This window comes from Salinispora cortesiana (assembly GCF_000484695.1).
Lineage (GTDB): Bacteria > Actinomycetota > Actinomycetes > Mycobacteriales > Micromonosporaceae > Micromonospora > Micromonospora cortesiana.
In genome coordinates this window covers 25,701-44,999 of sequence record NZ_AXVR01000030.1, presented here as the reverse complement: position 1 = coordinate 44,999, position 19,299 = coordinate 25,701, and the positions used below count along the sequence as shown (strand labels likewise).

The window sequence follows — 19,299 nt, the reverse complement described above, 5'->3', positions numbered from 1 at the left end:
CGTAATCTCCGGCGACACGCCGGAACCGGTCCGTGAGAGGACGCACAATGGCGATGACGGCGGCGGTCAAGGACGAGCTGAGCCGGGTTGACGTGCCCAAGCCCTGCTGCCGGCGGGCGGAGATGGCGGCGCTGCTGCGCTTCGCCGGCGGATTGCACATCGTCTCCGGTCGGGTGGTCGTGGAGGCCGAGCTGGACACCGGGGCGGTGGCCCGACGGCTGCGGCGGGAGATCGCCGAGGTCTACGGCTACCCCAGCGAGATCCACGTCCTCGCCTCCGGTGGTCTGCGCAAGGGCAGCCACTTCATCGTGCGGGTGGTCAAGGACGGCGAGTTCCTCGCCCGGCAGACCGGCCTGCTCGATGTCCGCGGTCGTCCGGTGCGGGGCCTGCCACCGCACGTGGTGGCCGCCAACGTCTGCTGCGCGGTCTCGGCCTGGCGTGGCGCGTTCATGGCGCACGGTTCGCTGACCGAGCCGGGTCGCTCCAGTGCGATGGAGATCACCTGCCCCGGCCCGGAGTCGGCACTCGCCCTGGTCGGCGCGGCCCGCCGGATCGGCATCGCCGCGAAGAACCGCGAGGTGCGCGGCGTGGACCGGGTGGTCGTCAAGGACGGCGACGCCATCGCCGCCCTGCTCACCCGGATCGGTGCCCACGCCAGCGTGCTGGCCTGGGAGGAACGTCGGGTCCGGCGGGAGGTGCGGGCCACCGCGAACCGGTTGGCGAACTTCGACGACGCGAACCTGCGTCGGTCGGCGCGCGCGGCGGTCGCCGCCGCCGCCCGCGTCACCCGTGCCCTGGAGATCCTCGCTGACGACGCGCCGCACCACCTGACCTCGGCCGGCCGGCTGCGGCTGGAGCACCGCCAGGCATCGCTGGAGGAACTGGGCGCGCTCGCCGACCCGCCGTTGACCAAGGATGCGATCGCCGGCCGGATCCGGCGACTGCTCGCGCTCGCCGACAAGCGAGCCCGCGATCTCGGCATCCCGGATACCGAAGCGGCAGTCACGCCGGACATGCTCGTGGTCTGATAGGACGGTGGCGGCTTACGGGGCGGCAGGATCGCCACCCGCCGCAGCGTGAACCCCCGTGCTCGGATAGGGTCGCTGCGTACGGCAAGGGAGCCGGCACTCGGCATTCCTCGCCGTGCGCACCGCCTCGGGCGGTCGGTCCCTCGGACCGCGGCGGGGCGGCCGAGATGAACCGTCAAATGGCCGGTTCCACCGGCTGGCGCAGACTAGTCGCCGGCCCGTGGTCATCACGCCGGCGGACTAGAACGCGAGGAGATGGGACCTGTGACCATCCGGGTTGGCATCAACGGCTTCGGCCGGATCGGCCGTAACTTCTTCCGGGCAGTGCTGGCGTCCGGCGCTGACATCGAGGTCGTGGCGGTCAACGACCTGACCGACAACGCGACGCTTGCCCACCTTGTCAAGTACGACAGCATCCTCGGTCGCCTGCCGCACGAGGTGAAGGCCAGCGCGGACGAGATCACCGTGGGCGGCAAGACCGTCAAGACGTACGCCGAGAAGGACCCGGCGAAGCTGCCCTGGGGCGAGCTGGGCGTGGACGTGGTCATCGAGTCCACCGGCCTCTTCACCGACGCCACCAAGGCGAAGGCGCACGTCGACGGCGGCGCCAAGAAGGTGATCATCTCCGCGCCGGCGAAGAACGAAGACGTCACCGTGGTGATGGGCGTCAACCACGCGGAGTACGACCCGGCCAAGCACACCGTCATCTCCAACGCCTCCTGCACGACCAACTGCCTGGCGCCGATGGCGAAGGTCCTGCAGGACACGTTCGGCGTCGAGCAGGGTCTGATGACCACCATCCACGCCTACACCCAGGACCAGAACCTTCAGGACGCTCCGCACAAGGACATGCGGCGCGCCCGTGCCGCTGCGCTGAACATCGTGCCGACCTCCACTGGTGCGGCGAAGGCGATCGGCCTGGTGCTGCCGGAGCTCAAGGGCCGGCTGGACGGCTACGCGCTGCGGGTGCCGATCCCGACCGGGTCCGCCACCGACCTGACCGTCACCGTCGGCCGGGAGACCACGGTGGACGAGGTCAACGCCGCGATGAAGGCGGCCGCCAACGGCCCGCTCAACGGCGTTCTGTCCTACAACGAGGACCCGATCGTCTCGGCCGACATCGTCACCGACCCGGCGTCCTGCATCTTCGACGCCCCGCTGACCAAGGTGATCGGCAACCAGGTGAAGATCGTCGGCTGGTACGACAACGAGTGGGGCTACTCGAACCGCCTGGTGGACCTCGTGAAGCTGGTTGGTCAGTCGCTGTGAGTGCGCGCAGGCAGCTCGCGGGGGGCCCGGTGACGAAGGGAAGGTCGGTCCGGTGACTATCCGTACCCTCGACGACCTGCTCGCCGAGGAGGTAACGGGTCGGCGGGTGTTGGTCCGCGCGGACCTGAACGTCCCGCTCGACAAGCAGACTGGTCAGATCACCGACGACGGCCGGATCCGGGCCGTGCTGCCGACCCTGGGCGCGCTGGTCCAGGCCGGCGCGAAGGTGGTCGTCTGCTCGCACCTGGGGCGGCCGAAGGGCAGCCCCGACCCGGCGTTCAGCCTGCGCCCGGTCGCCGGGCGGCTCGGTGAGCTGCTCGGCGCGCCGGTGCACTTCGCCGAGGACACGGTCGGCGACTCGGCCCGGTCCACCGTGGCCGGCCTCGCCGACGGTCAGGTCGCCCTGCTGGAAAACCTTCGGTTCAACCCGGGTGAGACCAGCAAGGACGAGGCGGAGCGGGGCGCCTTCGCCGACCAGCTCGCCGCGCTCGCCGACGCGTATGTGGACGACGCGTTCGGCGCGGTGCACCGTCGGCACGCCAGTGTGTACGACGTACCGGCCCGGCTGCCGCACGTGGCGGGCCAGCTGGTGCTGCGCGAGGTGGAGGTGCTGGGCACCCTCACCGGGGAGCCGGACCGCCCGTACGTGGTGGTGCTCGGTGGGTCGAAGGTCTCCGACAAGCTGGCGGTGATCGAGGCGTTGCTGCCGAAGGTCGACCGGCTGCTAGTTGGCGGTGGCATGTGCTTCACCTTCCTCAAGGCGCAGGGCCACGAGGTGGGCTCCTCGCTGTTGGAGGAGGAGATGGTCGAGACCTGCCGGAGTCTGCTGGAGCGCGCCGACGGCAAGATCATGCTTCCGGTTGACGTGGTGGCGGCGGACGCGTTCGCTCCCGACGCTGCGCACGACACGGTGCGGGCCGACGGGATCCCCAGCAAGCGGGTCGGGCTCGACATCGGCCCAGAGACGGTGGCCGGGTTCGCCGCCGCACTGCGGGACGCTCGGACGATCTTCTGGAACGGCCCGATGGGCGTGTTCGAGATGGCGGCCTTCGCGCACGGCACCCGCGGTGTCGCTGAGGCGATCGCGAAGTCGGACGCGTTCACCGTGGTCGGCGGCGGCGACTCCGCCGCCGCAGTGCGGGCCCTCGGCCTCGACGAGCAGGCGTTCAGCCACATTTCGACCGGCGGCGGCGCCAGTCTTGAGTACCTGGAGGGCAAGACCCTCCCCGGCATCGCGGCCTTGGAGAGCTGAATGGCCAACCCCACCCGCCGGCCACTGATGGCCGGCAACTGGAAGATGAACCTCAACCATCTCGAGGCGAATCTGCTGGTGCAGAAGCTCGCCGCGAGTCTCACCGCGAAGCAGCTCACCGATGTCGAGACGGTGGTGCTACCGCCGTTCACCGACCTACGGACGGTGCAGACCGCCGTTGACGGGGACAAGCTGCTGGTGGGCTATGGCGCGCAGGACCTCTCGCCACACGCGTCGGGAGCGCACACCGGTGACATCGCTGGGCCGATGCTGACGAAGCTGGGCTGCACGTACGTGGCGGTTGGCCACTCCGAGCGGCGGGCGAACCAGCACGAGGACAACGCTGTCGTCAACGCGAAGGTGCAGGCGGCGCTCACCCATGGCCTCAGCCCGATCCTCTGCGTGGGGGAGGGGCTGGACGTTCGGGAGCAGGGCGGCCAGGTGCCGCACTGCAACGACCAGCTCGACGCCGCCCTCAAGGGGCTCTCCGCCGAGCAGGTGACCCAGGTTGTCGTCGCGTACGAGCCGGTCTGGGCGATCGGCACCGGCAAGACGGCCACCCCGGAGGACGCCCAGGAGGTGTGTGGGGCGCTCCGTCAGCGCCTTGCCGGGCACTTCGGCCAGAAGACGGCCGACCAGGTGCGGATCCTGTACGGCGGGTCGGTCAAGTCGTCGAACGTGGCCGCCATCATGGCTCAGCCGGACGTGGATGGCGCCCTTGTCGGCGGTGCCAGCCTGGACGCTGAGGAGTTCGCGAAGATCTGCCGGTTCCCGGAGCACACCACCGGCTGATCGTTTCGCTATCCTTGACTCCGCCCGTCCGCCGGTCGGTGCCACCGTGCCCGTTCTGCCCGGGCGAGGATCGCAACGAGAGGACTGTCCCCCGCCATGCCGATCTGGTTCGCGTACACGTTGATCGTGTTGCTGGTCATTACGAGCGTCATGCTCACCCTGCTGATCCTGCTACACCGGGGTAAGGGCGGTGGGATGTCCAGCATGTTCGGCGGCGGGGTCAGCTCCAGCCTGGCTGGGTCGTCGGTCGCCGAGAAGAACCTGGACCGCTACACCGTTCTGGTGGGCATCGTCTGGTTCGCCTGCATCGTCGGTCTTGGGCTCTGGCTGCGTCTTCAGCAGTCCAGCCTCGGCTGAGCCCAGCACGTCGAGTCAACACCGCGCGCGGTTCGTCTTCGGACGAGCCGCGCGCGGTGTGTTTTCATCCGACCGCAGGTGCCCGCCCCCGCCGGCAGCGCCGACGGGGGCGGCAGCTCAGCGCAGGCTGCGGAAGCGGGCTGGTAGGTCGGCGGCGGCGCTTCGATCCAGTAACCAGAGGGTGCGGTTGATGCCCCGCACACCCGCGGCTGGTAGCTGCACCGGCCCCGCACCAGCCAGGGCCAGGCCGACCGCGCGGGCTTTGTCCGCCCCGCTGGCGACCAGCCACACCTCCTCCGCGGTGTTGATCGTCGGCAGAGTCAGGGTGGTCCGGATCGGCGGCGGCTTCGGGCTGCCCCGGACCGCACTGACCGGCCGGCTCTCGTAGTGCACCGGATGCTCCGGGAAGACCGAGGCAACGTGCCCGTCCTCACCCACCCCCAGCAGGAGCACGTCGAAGTGGGGGAGGACCGCGGTGCCGGGGCGGGCCGCCTGGGCCAGCTCCGCCGCGTACCGGGCGGCGGCCTCCTCCGGGTCGCTGCCGGCCGGGTCGTCCGAGGCCGGCATCGGGTGCACTCGGGCCGGGTCCAGCGGCACCGCGTCCAGGAGCGCCGCCCGGGCCTGCGTCGCGTTGCGCTGCGGGTCACCGTCAGGCAGGAACCGCTCGTCACCCCACCAGACGTCTACCCGGGACCAGTCGACCGCCTCGCGGGCGGGCAGCGCCGCCAAGGCCCGATAGACGGCGGCGGCGATCCGCCCGCCGGTCAACACCACCGATGCCTGACCGCGCCCGGTCTGCGCATCGAGGATCCGGACCAGTAGCCGGGCGGCCACCGCCTGCGCCAGCAGCTCGGCGTCGGCGTGGACCGCGATACTCGCCTCGCTCATGCCCGCGCGATCCCAGCGTGCGCGGTGATCCCCGCCTCGGCCCGCCGGGCCTGAGCCGGGTCCCTCCAGACATGCACCCGTTGGGCGGGACGACAATGCAGCCCGGAGAGCTCCGCCGCGGCACCCAGCGCCTCCGCGTATACCTGGTCGGCGTCGAGCCGGCGCAACTCCTCGGCCAGCTCATCGCCGAGCGGCCGGCGCACCAGCGGCAGGAGGCGGTCCTCCTGGCCGGTGCGGCGGAACACCGCCATGCTGTTGTTGCGGGTCAGTGTCAGCTCGTCGCCGTTGGCGCAGCGCAATTGCACCTCATGCATCCGGGAGTACTGGTCGGTGTGCCGCCACTCGGGGTCGATCCCTAGCCGGGAGGCGAGCCAGCCGCGCATCAGCGCGGCCGTCGGATCGGTCGGCGGTGCCACCACGGTCGCCGCGGTGACCTGTGCCTCGGTGGTGTCGAAGGCACCTGCCACCAGGGTGCGCCACAACGTGACCCGGGTCCAGGCCAGGTCGGTGTCGCCGGGCGCGTAGTCGTGCGCCCGCTGCCGCAGCGCCTCGATCGGGTTGTCGGCCTGGGCGACGTCGGTGATGCGCCGGTCGGCAACCACGCCCAGGAAGTCGGTGGCGATCTCGGCTGGCGGATCCCCGTGCCACCAGGTCACCACCGGTACGTCCGGCACCAGCAGCGGCATCACCACCGACTCGGCGTGCAAGGCCAGCCGCCCGTGCATCCGGGCCACCACCGCCTCGCCGGGGCCGAGCCGGCCCCCCACCACGATCTCCGCGTCCAGCCGGTTGCGGTCCCGATCCACGTCGGAACGAACCACGATCAGCAGCCGGCACGGGTGGGCGGCGGAAGCGATCGTCGCCGCTGCCTCCGCCTCGCGGACCCGCTTCTCGTCCACCACCACGATCAGGGTGAGTGCCATGCCACTGGCCACCCCGCCGGCACTGCGCCGCTCGGCAGCGAGCGCCTTGACCACCTCGTTGCCGGTGGTGTCCCACAGGCCGATCATCGCTGCCTCCCGGTCTGCTCGCGTCGCTCGGTTGTCACGCCCGCCGCCAGGCGCGGCCCGTCCGGGCCAGCATCTCGTCGGCGCGGCGGGGACCCCACTCACCGGATCGGTAGGGTTCCGGCTTCGTCTCCGCCCACGCCTGCTCCAGTGGGTCCACCACCCGCCAGCTCTGTTCGACCTCGGCGGCGTCCGGGAAGAGGGTCCGGTCGCCGATCAGGACATCCAGCACCAGCCGCTCGTACGCCTTTGGGCTGGCCTCGGTGAACGCCTCGCCGTACTGGAAGTCCATCGCGATGTCCCGGACCTCCATGGCGGTCCCGGGCACCTTGGAACCGAACTTGAGGACCACGCCCTCGTCCGGCTGGACCCGGATGACGAGTTGGTTGTTGCCCAGCGACTCCACATCGGCGTCGTTGAACGGTAGGTGTGGGGCCTGCTTGAACATGATCGCGACCTCGGTCACCTGCCGGGGCATCCGCTTGCCGGCGCGGATGTAGAAGGGCACCCCCGCCCACCGTCGGTTCTGGATGCCAAGCTGCACCGCGACGTAGGTCTCGGTGGTCGAATCCGCCGGGACTCCCTTCTCGTCCAGGTAGCCGAGCGCGCGTTCACCGCCGACCCAGCCGGGCAGGTACTGGCCGCGTACGGTCCCGTGGTCCACGTCGGGTGGCAGGGTGATGGCCTTGAGTACCTTGAGCTTCTCGGCGCGGATCTCGTCGGCGGCGAAGCTGGTGGGCTCCTCCATCGCCACCAGCGCGAGTAGCTGAAGGAGGTGGTTCTGGAGCACGTCCCGGGCGGCACCGGCGGTGTCGTAGAACCCGGCCCGGGTGCCGATGCCCACGTCCTCGGCCATGGTGATCTGTACCGAGTCGACGTATTTCGAGTTCCACAACGGCTCGAACAGGTTGTTGGCGAACCGCAGGGCGAGGATGTTCTGAACCGTCTCCTTGCCCAGGTAGTGGTCGATGCGGAAGACGTCCCGGCGGGTGAAGACATCGTCCACCAGGTCGTTGAGCTCCTTCGCCGAGGGCAGGTCGTGCCCGAAGGGCTTCTCGACCACGACTCGGCGCCACCCGCCGGAGCTGACGTTATCCGCCATTCCGGTGCGGGCGAGCTGCTTGAGCACCACCGGAAAAGCCGCCGGGGGGATGGCGAAATAGAAGGCGGCGTTGCCGGGGATGCCGTGCGACTGGCGGAGCCCGTCCAACGTGCCCGCCAGCTGGTCGAAGGCCTCGTCGTCGTCGAACGACCCGCCGACGAACTTGATGTTGCCGGCGAGCCGCGCCCACACCTCCTCTCGCCACGGTGTGCGGGCGTGTGCCTTCGCCGCGGCCTGGGCGAGGGACTCGAAGTCGCCGTCACCCCAGTCCCGGCGGGCGAAGCCGAGCACGACGAAGCTCGGGGGCAGCAGCCCCCGGTTCGCGAGGTCGTACACCGCCGGTAGCAGCTTTTTGCGGGCCAGGTCCCCGGTAACGCCGAAGATGACCAGAGCACAGGGTTCCGGGATGCGGGGCAGCCGTCGATCCTGCGGGTTGCGTAACGGGTTTGTCACGCCGTCTCCTCGCTCCGCCTTGTTATGTCCTTCATCGTCGCTTGGGTAGCGCGCCAGCAGCCTCCAACAGCTGCGTCACACCCGCTGACCGGTCGGTCAGGTGTAGCCGCAGCACTGGACGCTTCCGGTCAGCCAGGGCCTGCCGGTCACCGGCGGCCTGCGCCGCCTGCAGTTCCCCGAAGGTGTACGGCTTTCCGGGTACCGGCAGATCAACGTCGACCGTACCGGTTAGCTGAAGGAAGCTGCCCACCTGTGGGCCCCCCTTGTGATATTGCCCCGTGGAGTGCAGGAATCGGGGGCCCCAGCCGAAGGTCACCGGCGGGTTGAGGGCCTCGGCCAACGTGGAACGGAGTCGGGCCGCGTCGGCATCGGCCCCGCGGTCGAGGTACGCCATGACCGCGAGATAGCCGTCATCATCCACGCCGTTGATCAGCCAACCCAGTGCGCCGGCCAGGTCGTTCGGCACACCGGCCGGGGCGTACACCTCGATCGCGCCTTCAGTGAACGACGGCTGCTCCGTCGGCACGCCCGAGGTCAGGATCTTCTTGGTGTTCTCTTTACTCTCGGTGACGTTCGGTTGGTTGAACGCGTCGATGCCGAGTACCACGCCGGCAATCGCGACCGCATACTCCCAGGCGAGGAACTGCGCCCCCAACGGCCCGTTGACCGCCACGTCCGGCGTGCCGCCGGTCCCTTCCCCACCGCCGAGTTCCCCGGCGGTCAGCGCCCCGCCGTAGCTGATGGTGAGGATGTCCTCGCCGGTGGCGCCCGGGCTGGTCGGCGACTCGACGACGACCGGCAGGATGCCGATCCCGGACTTGCCGGTCGACTCGGCGATCAACTGCTCGGCCCAGTCACCGAGCCCGTCGATTCCGCTGCCGTCCGAGACCAGCGCCACCTTGTCCCGGCCGGCGGTGGCCGCCGCACCGAGCGCGGCACCCAGCGCCAGCGCCGGATTGTCCCGCTCGGCGGCCAACGACCCGGCGAAGGCCTCGGCCTGGTCCAGCAGCTCGGCCACCTCGACCCCGGCCAGCGCCGTCGGAACGAGTCCGAACGCGGTCAGCGCGGCGTAGCGCCCGCCGACGTTCGGGTCGGCCAGCATGGTGAACGCTCCCATCTCGGCAGCGGTCGCCGCCAGCGGCGAGCCCGGGTCGGTGACGATCACGAAGTGCCGTCCGGCCTCCGCCTCGGACATTCCCGCGTCGAGGAACGCCTGCCAGTACGCGCGTCGCTGGCTGTCGGTCTCCACGGTCGAACCAGACTTGCTGGCCACCACGACGACGGTCCGCTCCAGGCGGTCGGCGAGCGCCGTCCGGATCTGGCCCGGATCGGTGGTGTCCAGGACGGTCAGCGGCCGGCCGAGCGTCCGGGAGATCACCTCGGGCGCCAGCGACGAACCACCCATCCCACAGAGCACCACGTGGTCCAGGTCGGCCAGCTCCGAGGTCAGCTCGGCGAGCTGCGGAAGCAGCTCCCGGCTGCGGGTGTAGGTGTCGACCCAACCCAGCCGAATCCGTGCCTCAGCCTCCGCCTCCGGCCCCCAGAGGGTGGGGTCCTTCGCAGCCAGTTGGCCCGGAACCCCAGCCGTGGTCACCGCGGTCCGGGTGGAGGCGGCCGCGGCCTGGTCGACCGCGTCCGCCCCGCGTACAGAGAGGCCGGCAGCGGCTTCGACAGGCTGTCCGAGAAGCTCGCTCACGCGTTGCCCCCCGCCCGCTCGGCGGCCTGCGCGTTGTTCGTGGCGGCGTCGCCGGGGTGGTCGATGCCCTGGTTGGCGGCGGAGAGGGAGCGGCGGACACCTTCGATGAGCTCCTTCCAGCTCGCCTCGAACTTCTCCACCCCCTCGCGCTCCAGGGTGTCGATCACGTCGGTCAGGTCCACCCCCGCCGCCGCCAGGCCCGCGAAGACCTCCCGCGCCTCGTCGTAGCCGCCGGTGACGGTGTCGCCGCTGGTCTCGCCGTGCTCGGCGTAGGCGTTGATCACCGGTTCCGGCATCGTGTTGACGGTGCCGGGGGCGATCAGCTCCTCGACGTAGATCACGTCCCGGTAGTCCGGGTTCTTCGTCGAGGTGGAGGCCCAGAGCGGTCGCTGCGGGTGTGCCCCGGCGTCGGCGAGGGCCTGCCACCGGTCGGAGGCGAAGACCTGGCTGTAGCGCTCGTAGGCCAGTCGGGCGTTGGCGATCGCGGCCCGACCGCGCAGCGCGCTGGACTGCTCCGAGCCGATCTTCTCCAGCCGCTTGTCGACCTCGGTGTCGACCCGGGAGACGAAGAACGACGCCACCGAGCCGATCTTGGACAGGTCGTGGCCGTTCGCCTTCGCCTGCTCCAGGCCGGTCAGGAACGCCTCCATGACCGCCGAGTAGCGGTCCAGGCCGAAGATCAGGGTGACGTTCACGCTGATCCCCTCGGCCAGGGCGGCGGTGATCGCCGGCAGCCCGGCCTCGGTGGCCGGGATCTTGATGAACAGGTTCGGCCGGTCCACCAGCCACCAGAGCGCCCGTGCCTCGGCGATGGTCTGGTCGGTCTCGTACGCCAGCCGCGGGTCCACCTCCAGCGAGACCCGTCCGTCCACGCCTGCCGACGCCTCGTACGCCGGTCGCATCACGTCACAGGCCCAGCGCACGTCGTACGCGGTGAGGGCGCGGACCGCCTCCTCGACCTGCACCCCGCGCATGGCGAGGTCGTGCAGCTGCCAGTCGTACTCCTCGGCGTCGCCCAGGGCCTTGGCGAAGATCGTCGGGTTGCTGGTCACCCCAACCAGGTGCTTCTCCCGGCGCAGCCGGTCCAGCCCACCGGAGCTGAGTCGTGTCCGTGAAAGATCATCGAGCCAGACCGCCACGCCTGCGGCGGTGAGCTCACCCAGCCTGTCCGTCATGCCGTCTCGCTCCCCTCAGTTGCCGGTCGGATTACCGGTGATGTCGCCGACCCGGGTCAGCGTGGCGTGCGCGGCACCCACGATCCGATCCGGGGTGAAGCCGAACTGCTCGAAGAGCACGGTGTGCGGGGCGCTCGCCCCGAAGTGCTCCAGGCTGATGCTCTCACCGCAGTCACCGACGAAGGCCCGCCAGGACATCGCGACACCCGCCTCCACGCTCACCCGTGCCCTTACCCCACGGGGTAGGACCGATTCCTGGTACGCCTCGTCCTGGGCCCGGAACCACTCCTGGCAGGGCATGGAGACAACTCGGGTGGGGGTGCCGTCGGCCTCCAGCCGCTCCCGGGCGGTGAGGCAGAGCTGCACCTCCGAGCCGGTGCCGATGAGGATCACCTGCGGCCTGCCGCCGGCGGCCTCGGCCAGCACGTACCCGCCGCGGGCCACCCCTTCTGCGCTGTTGAGCACGGATCGATCCAGGGTCGGCAACGGCTGGCGGCTCAGCGCCAACGCGGCCGGTCGGTCGGTGTGCGTCAGGACCTGCCGCCACGCCCAGGCGGTCTCGTTCGCGTCCGCGGGGCGTACCACGTCCAGTCCGGGAATCGCCCGCAGTGAGGTGAGGTGCTCCACCGGCTGGTGGGTCGGACCGTCCTCACCGAGGCCGATCGAGTCGTGGGTCCAGACGTAGGTAACCGGCAGCTGCATCATCGCCGCGAGGCGCACCGACGGGCGCATGTAGTCGCTGAAGACGAGGAAGGTGCCGCCGTACGGGCGGGTGCCGCCGTGTAGGGCGATTCCGTTGAGGATGGCCGCCATCGCGTGCTCACGGATGCCGAAGTGCAGCGTGCGGCCGTACTTGTTGCCTGGGAAGTCCTTGGTGGCGTGCTCGGCCGGGATGAAGGACGGCTCGCCCTTCATGGTGGTGTTGTTGCTGTCCGCCAGGTCGGCCGAGCCGCCCCACAGCTCCGGCAGCACCGGTGCGAGCGCGGCGAGGACCTTGCCGGAGGCGGCGCGGGTGGCGAGGCCCTTGGCGTCGGCGGGGAACGTGGGTAGGGCGTCCGTCCAGTCCGGCGGCAGGGTCCGGGTGGCCAGCCGGTCCCAGAGCGCCCGGCGGTCCGGGTTCGCCTGCCCCCAGGCCTCGAAGGCTTCGGTCCATTCGCGCTGGGCGGCGATGGCGCGTTCCAGTACCTGGCGGGTGTGCTTGAGGACCCCCTCGTCGACCTCGAAGGTGCGCTGTGGGTCGAAGCCGAGGAGTTCCTTGGTCGCGGCGACCTCGTCCGCGCCGAGCGCCGAACCGTGGATCTTGCCGGTGTTCCGCTTGTTCGGTGCCGGCCAGCCGATGATGGTGCGCAGCGCGATGAACGACGGCCGGCCGGTCTCCGCCCTGGCTGCCTGGAGCGCCCGGTACAGCGTGGCCACGTCCTCGTGGTAGTCACCCTCGTCGGCGTCGCCGCGTCGCCAGTCGACGGTCTGTACGTGCCACCCGTACGCCTGGTAGCGGGCCACGACGTCCTCGCTCTTGGCGATCCGGGTGTCGTCCTCGATCGAGATCTCGTTGTCGTCGTAGATCACGCAGAGGTTGCCCAGCTGCTGGTGTGCGGCGAGGGCGCTGGCCTCGTGACTGATCCCCTCCTCGATGTCGCCGTCGGAGGCGATGCACCAGATGTCGTGGTCGAAGATCGAGGCGCCGGGCGCCGGCTCGGGGTCGAACAACCCGCGTTCCCGACGGGCGGCCATCGCCATCCCGACCGCGTTGCCCAGGCCCTGTCCGAGCGGGCCGGTGGTGGTCTCCACCCCCGGGGTGTGCCCGTACTCGGGGTGACCGGGGGTGAGCGAGCCCCACTGCCGCAGCCCTTCGAGGTCGGCGAGGCTCATCGGGTAGCCGGAGAAGTAGAGCTGGATGTAGAGGCTGAGGCTGGAGTGCCCGGCGGAGAGGACGAAGCGGTCTCGGCCGGACCAGGTCGGGTCGGCGGGGTTGTGGCGCATTACCCGGTTGAAGAGTAGGTAGGCCGCGGGCGCCAGGCTCATCGCGGTGCCAGGATGGCCGTTGCCGGATTTCTCGACGGCGTCCATGGCCAGCACGCGGACCGTGTCGACCGCCCGACGGTCGAGGTCGGACCAGGTAAGTGCAGGAAGCTCGGGTCGGTTGTCAGCCACGTTGGTTGTGCTCCTCGGCAGATGGGCGGAACCCTCACCGGTGACCCTATCGAGCGGTCCTAAACGTCCGCCCACGGATCCGTGCATGCTGTTCTCCCGGTTCCGGCCACTTCGTCGCGTACGGGTGTGACGGCCCGCACCGTTGCTGGGTCACCAGGGCAGCCGTTACGGCGGCGCGTAGGGTGGGGCGGTGATGGTCCCGGAGTGGGGCCCAATCATTCCGACCTCCCCCGCCCATGCCGGAAGGTGGCATCCGTGAGCATGATCACCGAGCGCCCCGTCAGCGACACCGCCGGGCAGTCGGTCAGCACGACGGGGGATGGGGCGGTCGGCTCGCGGCGGGACCTGCGGGCGGTGGTCGCGGCCTACGTGGCGTTGACCAAGCCGCGGATCGTGGAGCTGCTGCTGGTCACCACCGTGCCGGCGATGATGCTCGCGCACGGCGGTCTGCCGTCGCTCTGGCTGATGGCGGTGGTCCTGGTCGGCGGGTCGCTGGCGGCCGGCGCGGCCAGCGTCCTGAACTGCTACATCGACCGGGATATCGATCAGGTGATGCGGCGCACCAAGCGTCGCCCGCTGCCGGCGCACACCGTCGCACCACGGAGTGCACTGATCTTCGGCCTGGTGCTGGCGGTGGTCTCGGTCACTCTGTTGGCCGTCTTCACCAATGCGTTGGCCGCCGGGTTGACGCTGGCCGCGATTCTCTATTACGACCTGGTCTACACCGCTTGGCTCAAGCGCACCACCACGGCGAACACTTTCTGGGGCGGGGCCTGTGGGGCGGCGCCGGTGTTGATTGGCTGGGCCGCGGTGACCGGCTCCCTCGCGCCGGCCGCCTGGGCGCTCTTCGGGGTTGTCTTCTTCTGGCAGATGCCGCACTTCTACCCGCTGGCGATGAAGTACAAGGAGGACTACGCGCGGGCGGGCATTCCGATGCTGCCGGTGGTGGCGTCCACCCGGCGGGTCAACGCCGAGATTCTCGTCTTCGCCTGGCTGACGGTGCTGGTTTCGCTGGTGGCCTGGCCGCTCGGGGCCGGGATGGGGCCGATCTACGGGCTGCCGACTCTCGTCGTGGGGGTTATCTTCCTGGTCGAGGCGCACCGGCTCTGCCGTCGGGCGACACGGGGGGAGGCGGTCAAGCCGATGCGGCTGTTCCACTGGTCCACCACCTACCTGACCGTCGTCTTCGCCGCCGTTGCGCTGGACGCGTTGATCTAACCGCCCTGCCCCGGCTGAGGCGACGGTATTGGGCTTTAGCCGGCTCCGCCATTGATCTGCGGGAATCCCTGGATGGTCGGAAACCCGTCACTGTGGTTTATGGTTTAGAAATCTCCTGGCCGATAATGCGAAAATTATGCAGGTAAATCGGGCCAAAAGGGGCATCTTAGGTCACGCTTTCGGGGTAACTGGCATCACAAAAGGTTCACCGAACTCGCCCGCATGGGGGGAACTCTGCTTAGGCTTCGCGTCATGGCAGATCGTTCCGATACGACGCTGACGGCCGAGCAGGCCGCCAACGCTCCGGCCCCCAGTGGCCTGGTGGCCGGCATCAAGTCGTTCGCCGCCGGGCACGGCGGGGCGAAGGCGGTCATCGAGTACGTCGGCAAGCGCGGTGCGCGCATCGTCCTTGTCGGCTCCGACGGGGTCTGGGGCGACCAGTTCGCGGACGACACCGTCACCGCGCGGCAGGCGTGCGCCAAGGCGGGCGTCACCGTCGAGAATGCGTGGGAGCGGGAACTGATGGACCAGATGCGCCCAAGTAACGATCTCTGGCGCTCGATGGCCCGGCGCACGATGGCTCGCTAGGCTCCCGGCTATGGTGATCAATTCGCCCGAGCCGACCCGTGGGGAGCCCCGGGTCGCCATCGTGACCTGCACGGCCCTTCCCGACCTCGAAAGTGACGACCGCCTCGTCCAGGCGCCGCTCGCGGCTCGTGGCGTCACCGCCGAGGCGGTAATCTGGGATGATCCCGGCGTTGACTGGGCGGGCTATGACCTCGTGGTCCTCCGCTCGCCGTGGGACTACACCGCCCGCCGGGACGCCTTCGTCGCCTGGGCGGCGTCGGTGCCGACCCTGGCCAACCCGGCGGACGTCGTCCGCTGGAACACCGACAAGCGCTACCTCGAGCAGCTCTCCGCCGCCGGGGTGGCCACCGTCCCGACCACCTGGATCGAGCCGGGGCGGCAGTGGTCGCTCCCCGCGGAGCGCGGGGAGTACGTCATCAAGCCCTCGGTCAGCGCGGACAGTCGGGACACCGGCCGGTACGACCTGGCCGACCCCGAGCACCGGGAGCTCGCCCAGGCGCATGTTCGGCGCCTCGGGGAGGCCGGGCGAGTGACGATGGTGCAGCCGTACCTCTCCGCCGTTGACACCGATGGCGAGACCGCGTTGCTCTTCCTCGCCGGCCCCGACGGGCTGCGGTTCAGTCATGCGATCCGCAAGGGCGCGATGCTGACCGGCCCGGACCTGGGGCCGGAGACCCCTCGTAAGACCGAGCGGATCACCGCCCGTACCGCCACCGCGGAGCAGGTGGCGGTGGCGGAGAAGATCCTCGCCGAGGTTCCGGGTGGGCCGGATCGGCTGCTCTATGCCCGGGTCGACCTGATCCTGGGTGAGGGCGACACGCCGCTCCTGGTCGAGCTGGAGCTGACCGAGCCGTCACTCTTCCTCGGGTACGCCGACGCCGCCCCGGATCGCCTCGCGGAAGCCATCCTGACCCACCTGCACCGCAAACCCTGAGACACCCTCACTCGACGTCGTCGGACCGATGCTTTCGCGGTCCGACGACGTCGGCGCTTTGGGGGCCCGGACCTCGCCATTCGCCCGGGACTGACGACTCGGGCCCGGACGGGACCGACAACTCAGGCGGGAACGGGATCCGAGCGCTCGGTCGCGGTGTCGCGGGCGGTGGGCACGTCGGGGGTGGGGGTGACGATCGGTTTGCGCTCCCGGGTCGACTGGAGCACCGCGAGGGTGGCCAGCAGCACCAGGCAGGAGCCGAGCATGTGGGCGCCGACGAGAAGCTCCGGCAGGTTGGTAAAGTACTGCACGTAGCCGATCACGCCCTGCCCCGCCTCTACCCCGACCAACACCAGCGCGGCCCGGGCGGGGCCGGCGGCGCCGACCGCCCGGAAGGCGAAGACCAGGGCCACCGAGAGGCCGATCAGCAGGAACACGCCATCGGCGTGGACCTGGGAGATCTGCTCGGGATCGAGGTCGTTGCGAGCCGCCCCACCGTCACCGGCGTGTGGGCCGCTGCCGGTGACCCAGGTGCCGACCACGAGTACCGCCACGCAGACCGCGGTGGTGATCACCGCGAGGGTGCGCAGCGGCCCGGGCACCACCGGCACGGTCGGGCCGTCCGGTTCCGCGATCCGCCGCCAGAGGACGTACGCGAGGGCGATCACGACCATCGAGGCGAGGAAGTGCAGCCCGACCACCCACGGGTTGAGCTTGGTGAGGACGGTGATCCCACCGATCACCGCCTGCGCCGGGATGCCGAGCAGGACCGCGACCGCGAGCGGCAGCAGGCCGCGCCGGCGCGGTCGGTGCAGCAGGACGGCGACCACCACGGCGAGAGCGACAATGCCGACCGCGAAGGTCAGTAGTCGGTTGCCGAACTCGATCGCCCCGTGTAGGCCCATCTCCGCAGTGGCGGTGTACGACGCGTCGGTACATCGGGGCCAGGTGGGGCAGCCCAGGCCGGAGGCGGTCAGCCGGACGGCCCCGCCGGTAACGACGATCAGCACGTTCGCGAGAATGTTGGCGAACGCCAGCCGGCGAAGCGTGGTGGTGGAGACCGGGAACCGGGCGGCGACAGTCACGGCGCAAATCCTACGCATCGTAGTGGTGCCCCCTCGGGTGGCTTCGCCGGAACGGTGTTTTGGATCACCGGACCCCGAGTTTGCAGGCCCCAGGCGAATTACGTAACGTTGGCGTTGTGAAAAACGCGGCGGGGGTCTCGGGGCGCCAGCCGGCGCCTGTCGGGGTCGCCGGCGCGTCGGCCGTCGCCGACCCGTCAACCCGCGACCGGGTCACCCAGCTGCTGCTGGAGCGGGGTGCCACCACCGCCGCGCAGCTGGGGCGCGAGCTTGGGCTCAGCCCCGCCGCGATTCGACGGCACCTGGACGCGATGCTCGCCGAGGGAGATGTCCTCGCCCGCGATCCGGCGGTCCGAGGCCACCGCGGGCGTGGCCGTCCGGCCCGGGTCTTCCTGCTGACCGAGGCGGCCCGAGGTCGCTGCGGCACCCACCACTACGACAACATGGCCACCGCCGCGCTGCGTTGGATCGCCCGGGGTGGGGGATCGGCGGCGGTGGCGGCCTTCGCCGCCGAGCAGGTCTCCGCCCTGGAGACCCGCTGCCTGGCAGCCATGGAAGACGCCGGCGACGACCCGCTCGCCCGCGCGGAGGCGCTCGCCGCCGCCCTGACCGCGGAGGGCTACGCTGCCAACGCCTCCACGATCGCCTCGGGGGGGCAGCTGTGCCAACATCACTGCCCGGTGGCGCATGTGGCCGCCGAGTTCCCCCAGCTGTGCGAGGCCGAGACCGCGGTGATTTCCCGTCTGGTCGGCACCCATGTGCAGCGCCTGGCGACCATCGCGCACGGCGACGGGGTGTGCACGACGCACATTCCGGGCCAGCCGGGGCGTGTTCAGTCCAGTAAGACCGTCACCACTGTGAGGACAGATAGATGACCGAGCAGACCGTCCAGCCCCTGACCCAGGAGGAGCAGCTCGCCGCCCTCGGTCGCTACGAGTACGGCTGGGCCGACCCCGACGCGGCCGGGGCCGTCGCGCAGCGTGGCCTCAACGAGGCGGTCGTGCGGGACATCTCGGCCAAGAAGGATGAGCCGGCCTGGATGCTCGACCTGCGGCGCAAGGGTCTGCGGTTGTTCGATCGCAAGCCCATGCCGGCATGGGGTGCCGACCTCACCGGGATCGACTTCGACAACATCAAGTACTTCGTGCGCTCCACCGAGAAGCAGGCGACCAGCTGGGAGGAGCTGCCGGAGGACATCAAGAACACCTACGACAAGCTGGGCATCCCCGAGGCGGAGAAGCAGCGGCTGGTCGCCGGAGTGGCGGCGCAGTACGAGTCCGAGGTCGTCTACCACAAGATTCGTGATGACCTGGAGGAACAGGGCGTCGTCTTCCTCGACACGGACACCGCGCTCAAGGAGCACGAGGACCTCTTCAAGGAGTACTTCGGCACGGTGATCCCGGTCGGCGACAACAAGTTCGCCGCCCTGAACACCGCGGTCTGGTCCGGTGGTTCCTTCATCTACGTGCCGAAGGGCGTGCACGTGGAGATCCCGCTCCAGGCCTACTTCCGGATCAACACCGAGAACATGGGCCAGTTCGAGCGGACCTTGATCATTGTTGACGAGGGTGCGTACGTGCACTACGTCGAGGGCTGCACCGCCCCCATCTACTCCTCGGACTCGCTGCACAGCGCCGTCGTGGAGATCATCGTCAAGAAGAACGCCCGCTGCCGCTACACCACCATCCAGAACTGGTCGAACAACGTCTACAACCTGGTCACCAAGCGCGCGGTGTGCCACGAGGGCGCGACCATGGAGTGGATCGACGGCAACATCGGCTCCAAGGTCACGATGAAGTACCCGGCGGTCTTCATGACCGGTGAGCACGCCAAGGGCGAGGTGCTCTCGGTGGCCATGGCCGGTGAAGGCCAGCACCAGGACGCCGGCGCCAAGATGGTGCACGCCGCACCGAGCACCAGCAGCACCATCGTCTCGAAGTCGATCGCCCGCGGTGGCGGTCGCACCTCGTACCGCGGCCTGGTGCAGGTGTTGGAGGGTTCGCACAGCAGCAAGAGCACCGTGAAGTGCGACGCGCTGCTGGTCGACACCATCTCCCGCTCGGACACCTACCCCTACGTCGACATCCGCGAGGACGACGTGTCGATGGGGCACGAGGCGACCGTCTCGAAGGTCAGCGAAGACCAGCTCTTCTACCTGATGAGCCGGGGACTGAGTGAGGACGAGGCGATGGCGATGATCGTCCGGGGCTTCATCGAGCCGATCGCCAAGGAGCTTCCGATGGAGTACGCGCTGGAGCTCAACCGCCTGATCGAGCTGCAGATGGAGGGCGCGGTCGGCTGAGG

At 70.0% G+C, this 19,299-nt stretch carries 17 protein-coding genes; 10 read left to right on the top strand and 7 right to left on the bottom strand.

What is annotated here, in order from left to right:
- Positions 1-47: 47 nt before the first annotated feature.
- The 5 genes from whiA to secG all read left to right on the top strand — a co-directional run bounded on the left by whiA (position 48) and on the right by secG (position 4,698).
- Positions 48-1,028 carry a DNA-binding protein WhiA gene (gene whiA / locus K228_RS0114675; protein WP_012014313.1) on the top strand — a complete coding sequence of 327 codons (981 nt, stop codon included), beginning with the start codon at positions 48-50 and terminating at the stop codon, positions 1,026-1,028.
- Positions 1,029-1,292: 264 nt separating this feature from the next.
- A complete protein-coding gene (gene gap, locus K228_RS0114670) occupies positions 1,293-2,297 on the top strand; it encodes a type I glyceraldehyde-3-phosphate dehydrogenase (RefSeq protein ID WP_025619116.1) in 1,005 nt (334 codons plus the stop codon).
- A gap of 52 nt (positions 2,298-2,349) precedes the next feature.
- Positions 2,350-3,549: a phosphoglycerate kinase gene (locus tag K228_RS29200; protein ID WP_025619115.1), complete on the top strand. Its 1,200-nt coding sequence runs from the start codon at positions 2,350-2,352 to the stop codon at positions 3,547-3,549.
- Positions 3,550-4,341 (top strand): triose-phosphate isomerase, encoded by a 792-nt coding sequence (gene tpiA / locus K228_RS29195; RefSeq protein WP_025619114.1) that lies wholly within the window; start codon positions 3,550-3,552, stop codon positions 4,339-4,341.
- 96 nt (positions 4,342-4,437) lie between these two features.
- Positions 4,438-4,698 (top strand): preprotein translocase subunit SecG, encoded by a 261-nt coding sequence (secG, locus tag K228_RS0114655; protein WP_018251559.1) that lies wholly within the window; start codon positions 4,438-4,440, stop codon positions 4,696-4,698.
- Positions 4,699-4,815: 117 nt separating this feature from the next.
- On the opposite strand, the gene pgl is transcribed toward secG, so the two are convergent.
- Genes pgl through tkt form a run of 6 tightly spaced genes read right to left on the bottom strand, consistent with a single transcriptional unit; the run spans position 4,816 to position 13,173 of the window.
- Complete coding sequence (pgl, locus tag K228_RS0114650; protein ID WP_025619113.1) at positions 4,816-5,586, bottom strand: 6-phosphogluconolactonase; 771 nt, start codon at positions 5,584-5,586, stop codon at positions 4,816-4,818.
- Positions 5,583-6,596, bottom strand: coding sequence for a glucose-6-phosphate dehydrogenase assembly protein OpcA (locus K228_RS0114645; protein WP_025619112.1), 1,014 nt, complete (start codon positions 6,594-6,596; stop codon positions 5,583-5,585). The genes pgl and K228_RS0114645 overlap by 4 nt, the downstream gene beginning before the upstream one ends.
- 34 nt (positions 6,597-6,630) lie before the next feature.
- A complete protein-coding gene (gene zwf, locus K228_RS0114640) occupies positions 6,631-8,148 on the bottom strand; it encodes a glucose-6-phosphate dehydrogenase (RefSeq protein WP_025619111.1) in 1,518 nt (505 codons plus the stop codon).
- Positions 8,149-8,179: 31 nt separating this feature from the next.
- The gene (locus K228_RS0114635) at positions 8,180-9,844 is read right to left on the bottom strand and encodes a hypothetical protein (protein ID WP_025619110.1); all 1,665 of its coding nucleotides are present in this window, start codon (positions 9,842-9,844) and stop codon (positions 8,180-8,182) included.
- Entirely contained in the window at positions 9,841-11,019 is a 1,179-nt protein-coding gene (gene tal, locus K228_RS0114630; protein WP_025619109.1) for a transaldolase, read from the bottom strand. The genes K228_RS0114635 and tal overlap by 4 nt, the downstream gene beginning before the upstream one ends.
- A 15-nt stretch (positions 11,020-11,034) precedes the next feature.
- Entirely contained in the window at positions 11,035-13,173 is a 2,139-nt protein-coding gene (gene tkt, locus K228_RS0114625; protein ID WP_025619108.1) for a transketolase, read from the bottom strand.
- 255 nt (positions 13,174-13,428) lie between these two features.
- Between tkt and K228_RS0114620 the strand changes: the two genes are divergently transcribed.
- The 3 genes from K228_RS0114620 (at position 13,429) to K228_RS0114610 (ending at position 15,913) form a co-directional block, all read left to right on the top strand.
- Complete coding sequence (locus K228_RS0114620; RefSeq protein ID WP_025619107.1) at positions 13,429-14,391, top strand: heme o synthase; 963 nt, start codon at positions 13,429-13,431, stop codon at positions 14,389-14,391.
- A 252-nt stretch (positions 14,392-14,643) separates the two neighbouring features.
- Positions 14,644-14,979 (top strand): hypothetical protein, encoded by a 336-nt coding sequence (locus tag K228_RS0114615; protein ID WP_025619106.1) that lies wholly within the window; start codon positions 14,644-14,646, stop codon positions 14,977-14,979.
- 10 nt (positions 14,980-14,989) lie between these two features.
- On the top strand, positions 14,990-15,913 hold the full coding sequence (locus tag K228_RS0114610; protein ID WP_025619105.1) for an ATP-grasp domain-containing protein: 924 nt from the start codon (positions 14,990-14,992) through the stop codon (positions 15,911-15,913).
- 122 nt (positions 15,914-16,035) lie between these two features.
- Here K228_RS0114610 and K228_RS0114605 read toward each other — a convergent pair whose 3' ends face one another.
- The gene (locus K228_RS0114605; protein WP_029723595.1) at positions 16,036-17,016 is read right to left on the bottom strand and encodes a COX15/CtaA family protein; all 981 of its coding nucleotides are present in this window, start codon (positions 17,014-17,016) and stop codon (positions 16,036-16,038) included.
- A 98-nt stretch (positions 17,017-17,114) separates the two neighbouring features.
- Between K228_RS0114605 and K228_RS0114600 the strand changes: the two genes are divergently transcribed.
- Together K228_RS0114600 and sufB are read left to right on the top strand one after the other, a co-directional pair.
- On the top strand, positions 17,115-17,870 hold the full coding sequence (locus tag K228_RS0114600; RefSeq protein WP_025619103.1) for a helix-turn-helix transcriptional regulator: 756 nt from the start codon (positions 17,115-17,117) through the stop codon (positions 17,868-17,870).
- The gene (gene sufB / locus K228_RS0114595; protein ID WP_025619102.1) at positions 17,867-19,297 is read left to right on the top strand and encodes a Fe-S cluster assembly protein SufB; all 1,431 of its coding nucleotides are present in this window, start codon (positions 17,867-17,869) and stop codon (positions 19,295-19,297) included. The genes K228_RS0114600 and sufB overlap by 4 nt, the downstream gene beginning before the upstream one ends.
- The last annotated feature ends 2 nt before the right edge of the window (positions 19,298-19,299 follow it).

Bases quoted from the DNA above. Each gene is read 5' to 3' on its own strand.
- K228_RS0114645 (WP_025619112.1), bottom strand. From the start codon at position 6,596: ATGATCGGCCTGTGGGACACCACCGGCAACGAGGTGGTCAAGGCGCTC.
- sufB (WP_025619102.1), top strand. From the start codon at position 17,867: ATGACCGAGCAGACCGTCCAGCCCCTGACCCAGGAGGAGCAGCTCGCC.
- K228_RS0114615 (WP_025619106.1), top strand. From the start codon at position 14,644: ATGGCAGATCGTTCCGATACGACGCTGACGGCCGAGCAGGCCGCCAAC.
- tal (WP_025619109.1), bottom strand. From the start codon at position 11,019: ATGACGGACAGGCTGGGTGAGCTCACCGCCGCAGGCGTGGCGGTCTGG.
- whiA (WP_012014313.1), top strand. From the start codon at position 48: ATGGCGATGACGGCGGCGGTCAAGGACGAGCTGAGCCGGGTTGACGTG.
- K228_RS0114610 (WP_025619105.1), top strand. From the start codon at position 14,990: ATGGTGATCAATTCGCCCGAGCCGACCCGTGGGGAGCCCCGGGTCGCC.
- tpiA (WP_025619114.1), top strand. From the start codon at position 3,550: ATGGCCAACCCCACCCGCCGGCCACTGATGGCCGGCAACTGGAAGATG.
- pgl (WP_025619113.1), bottom strand. From the start codon at position 5,586: ATGAGCGAGGCGAGTATCGCGGTCCACGCCGACGCCGAGCTGCTGGCG.
- K228_RS0114605 (WP_029723595.1), bottom strand. From the start codon at position 17,016: ATGCGTAGGATTTGCGCCGTGACTGTCGCCGCCCGGTTCCCGGTCTCC.
- secG (WP_018251559.1), top strand. From the start codon at position 4,438: ATGCCGATCTGGTTCGCGTACACGTTGATCGTGTTGCTGGTCATTACG.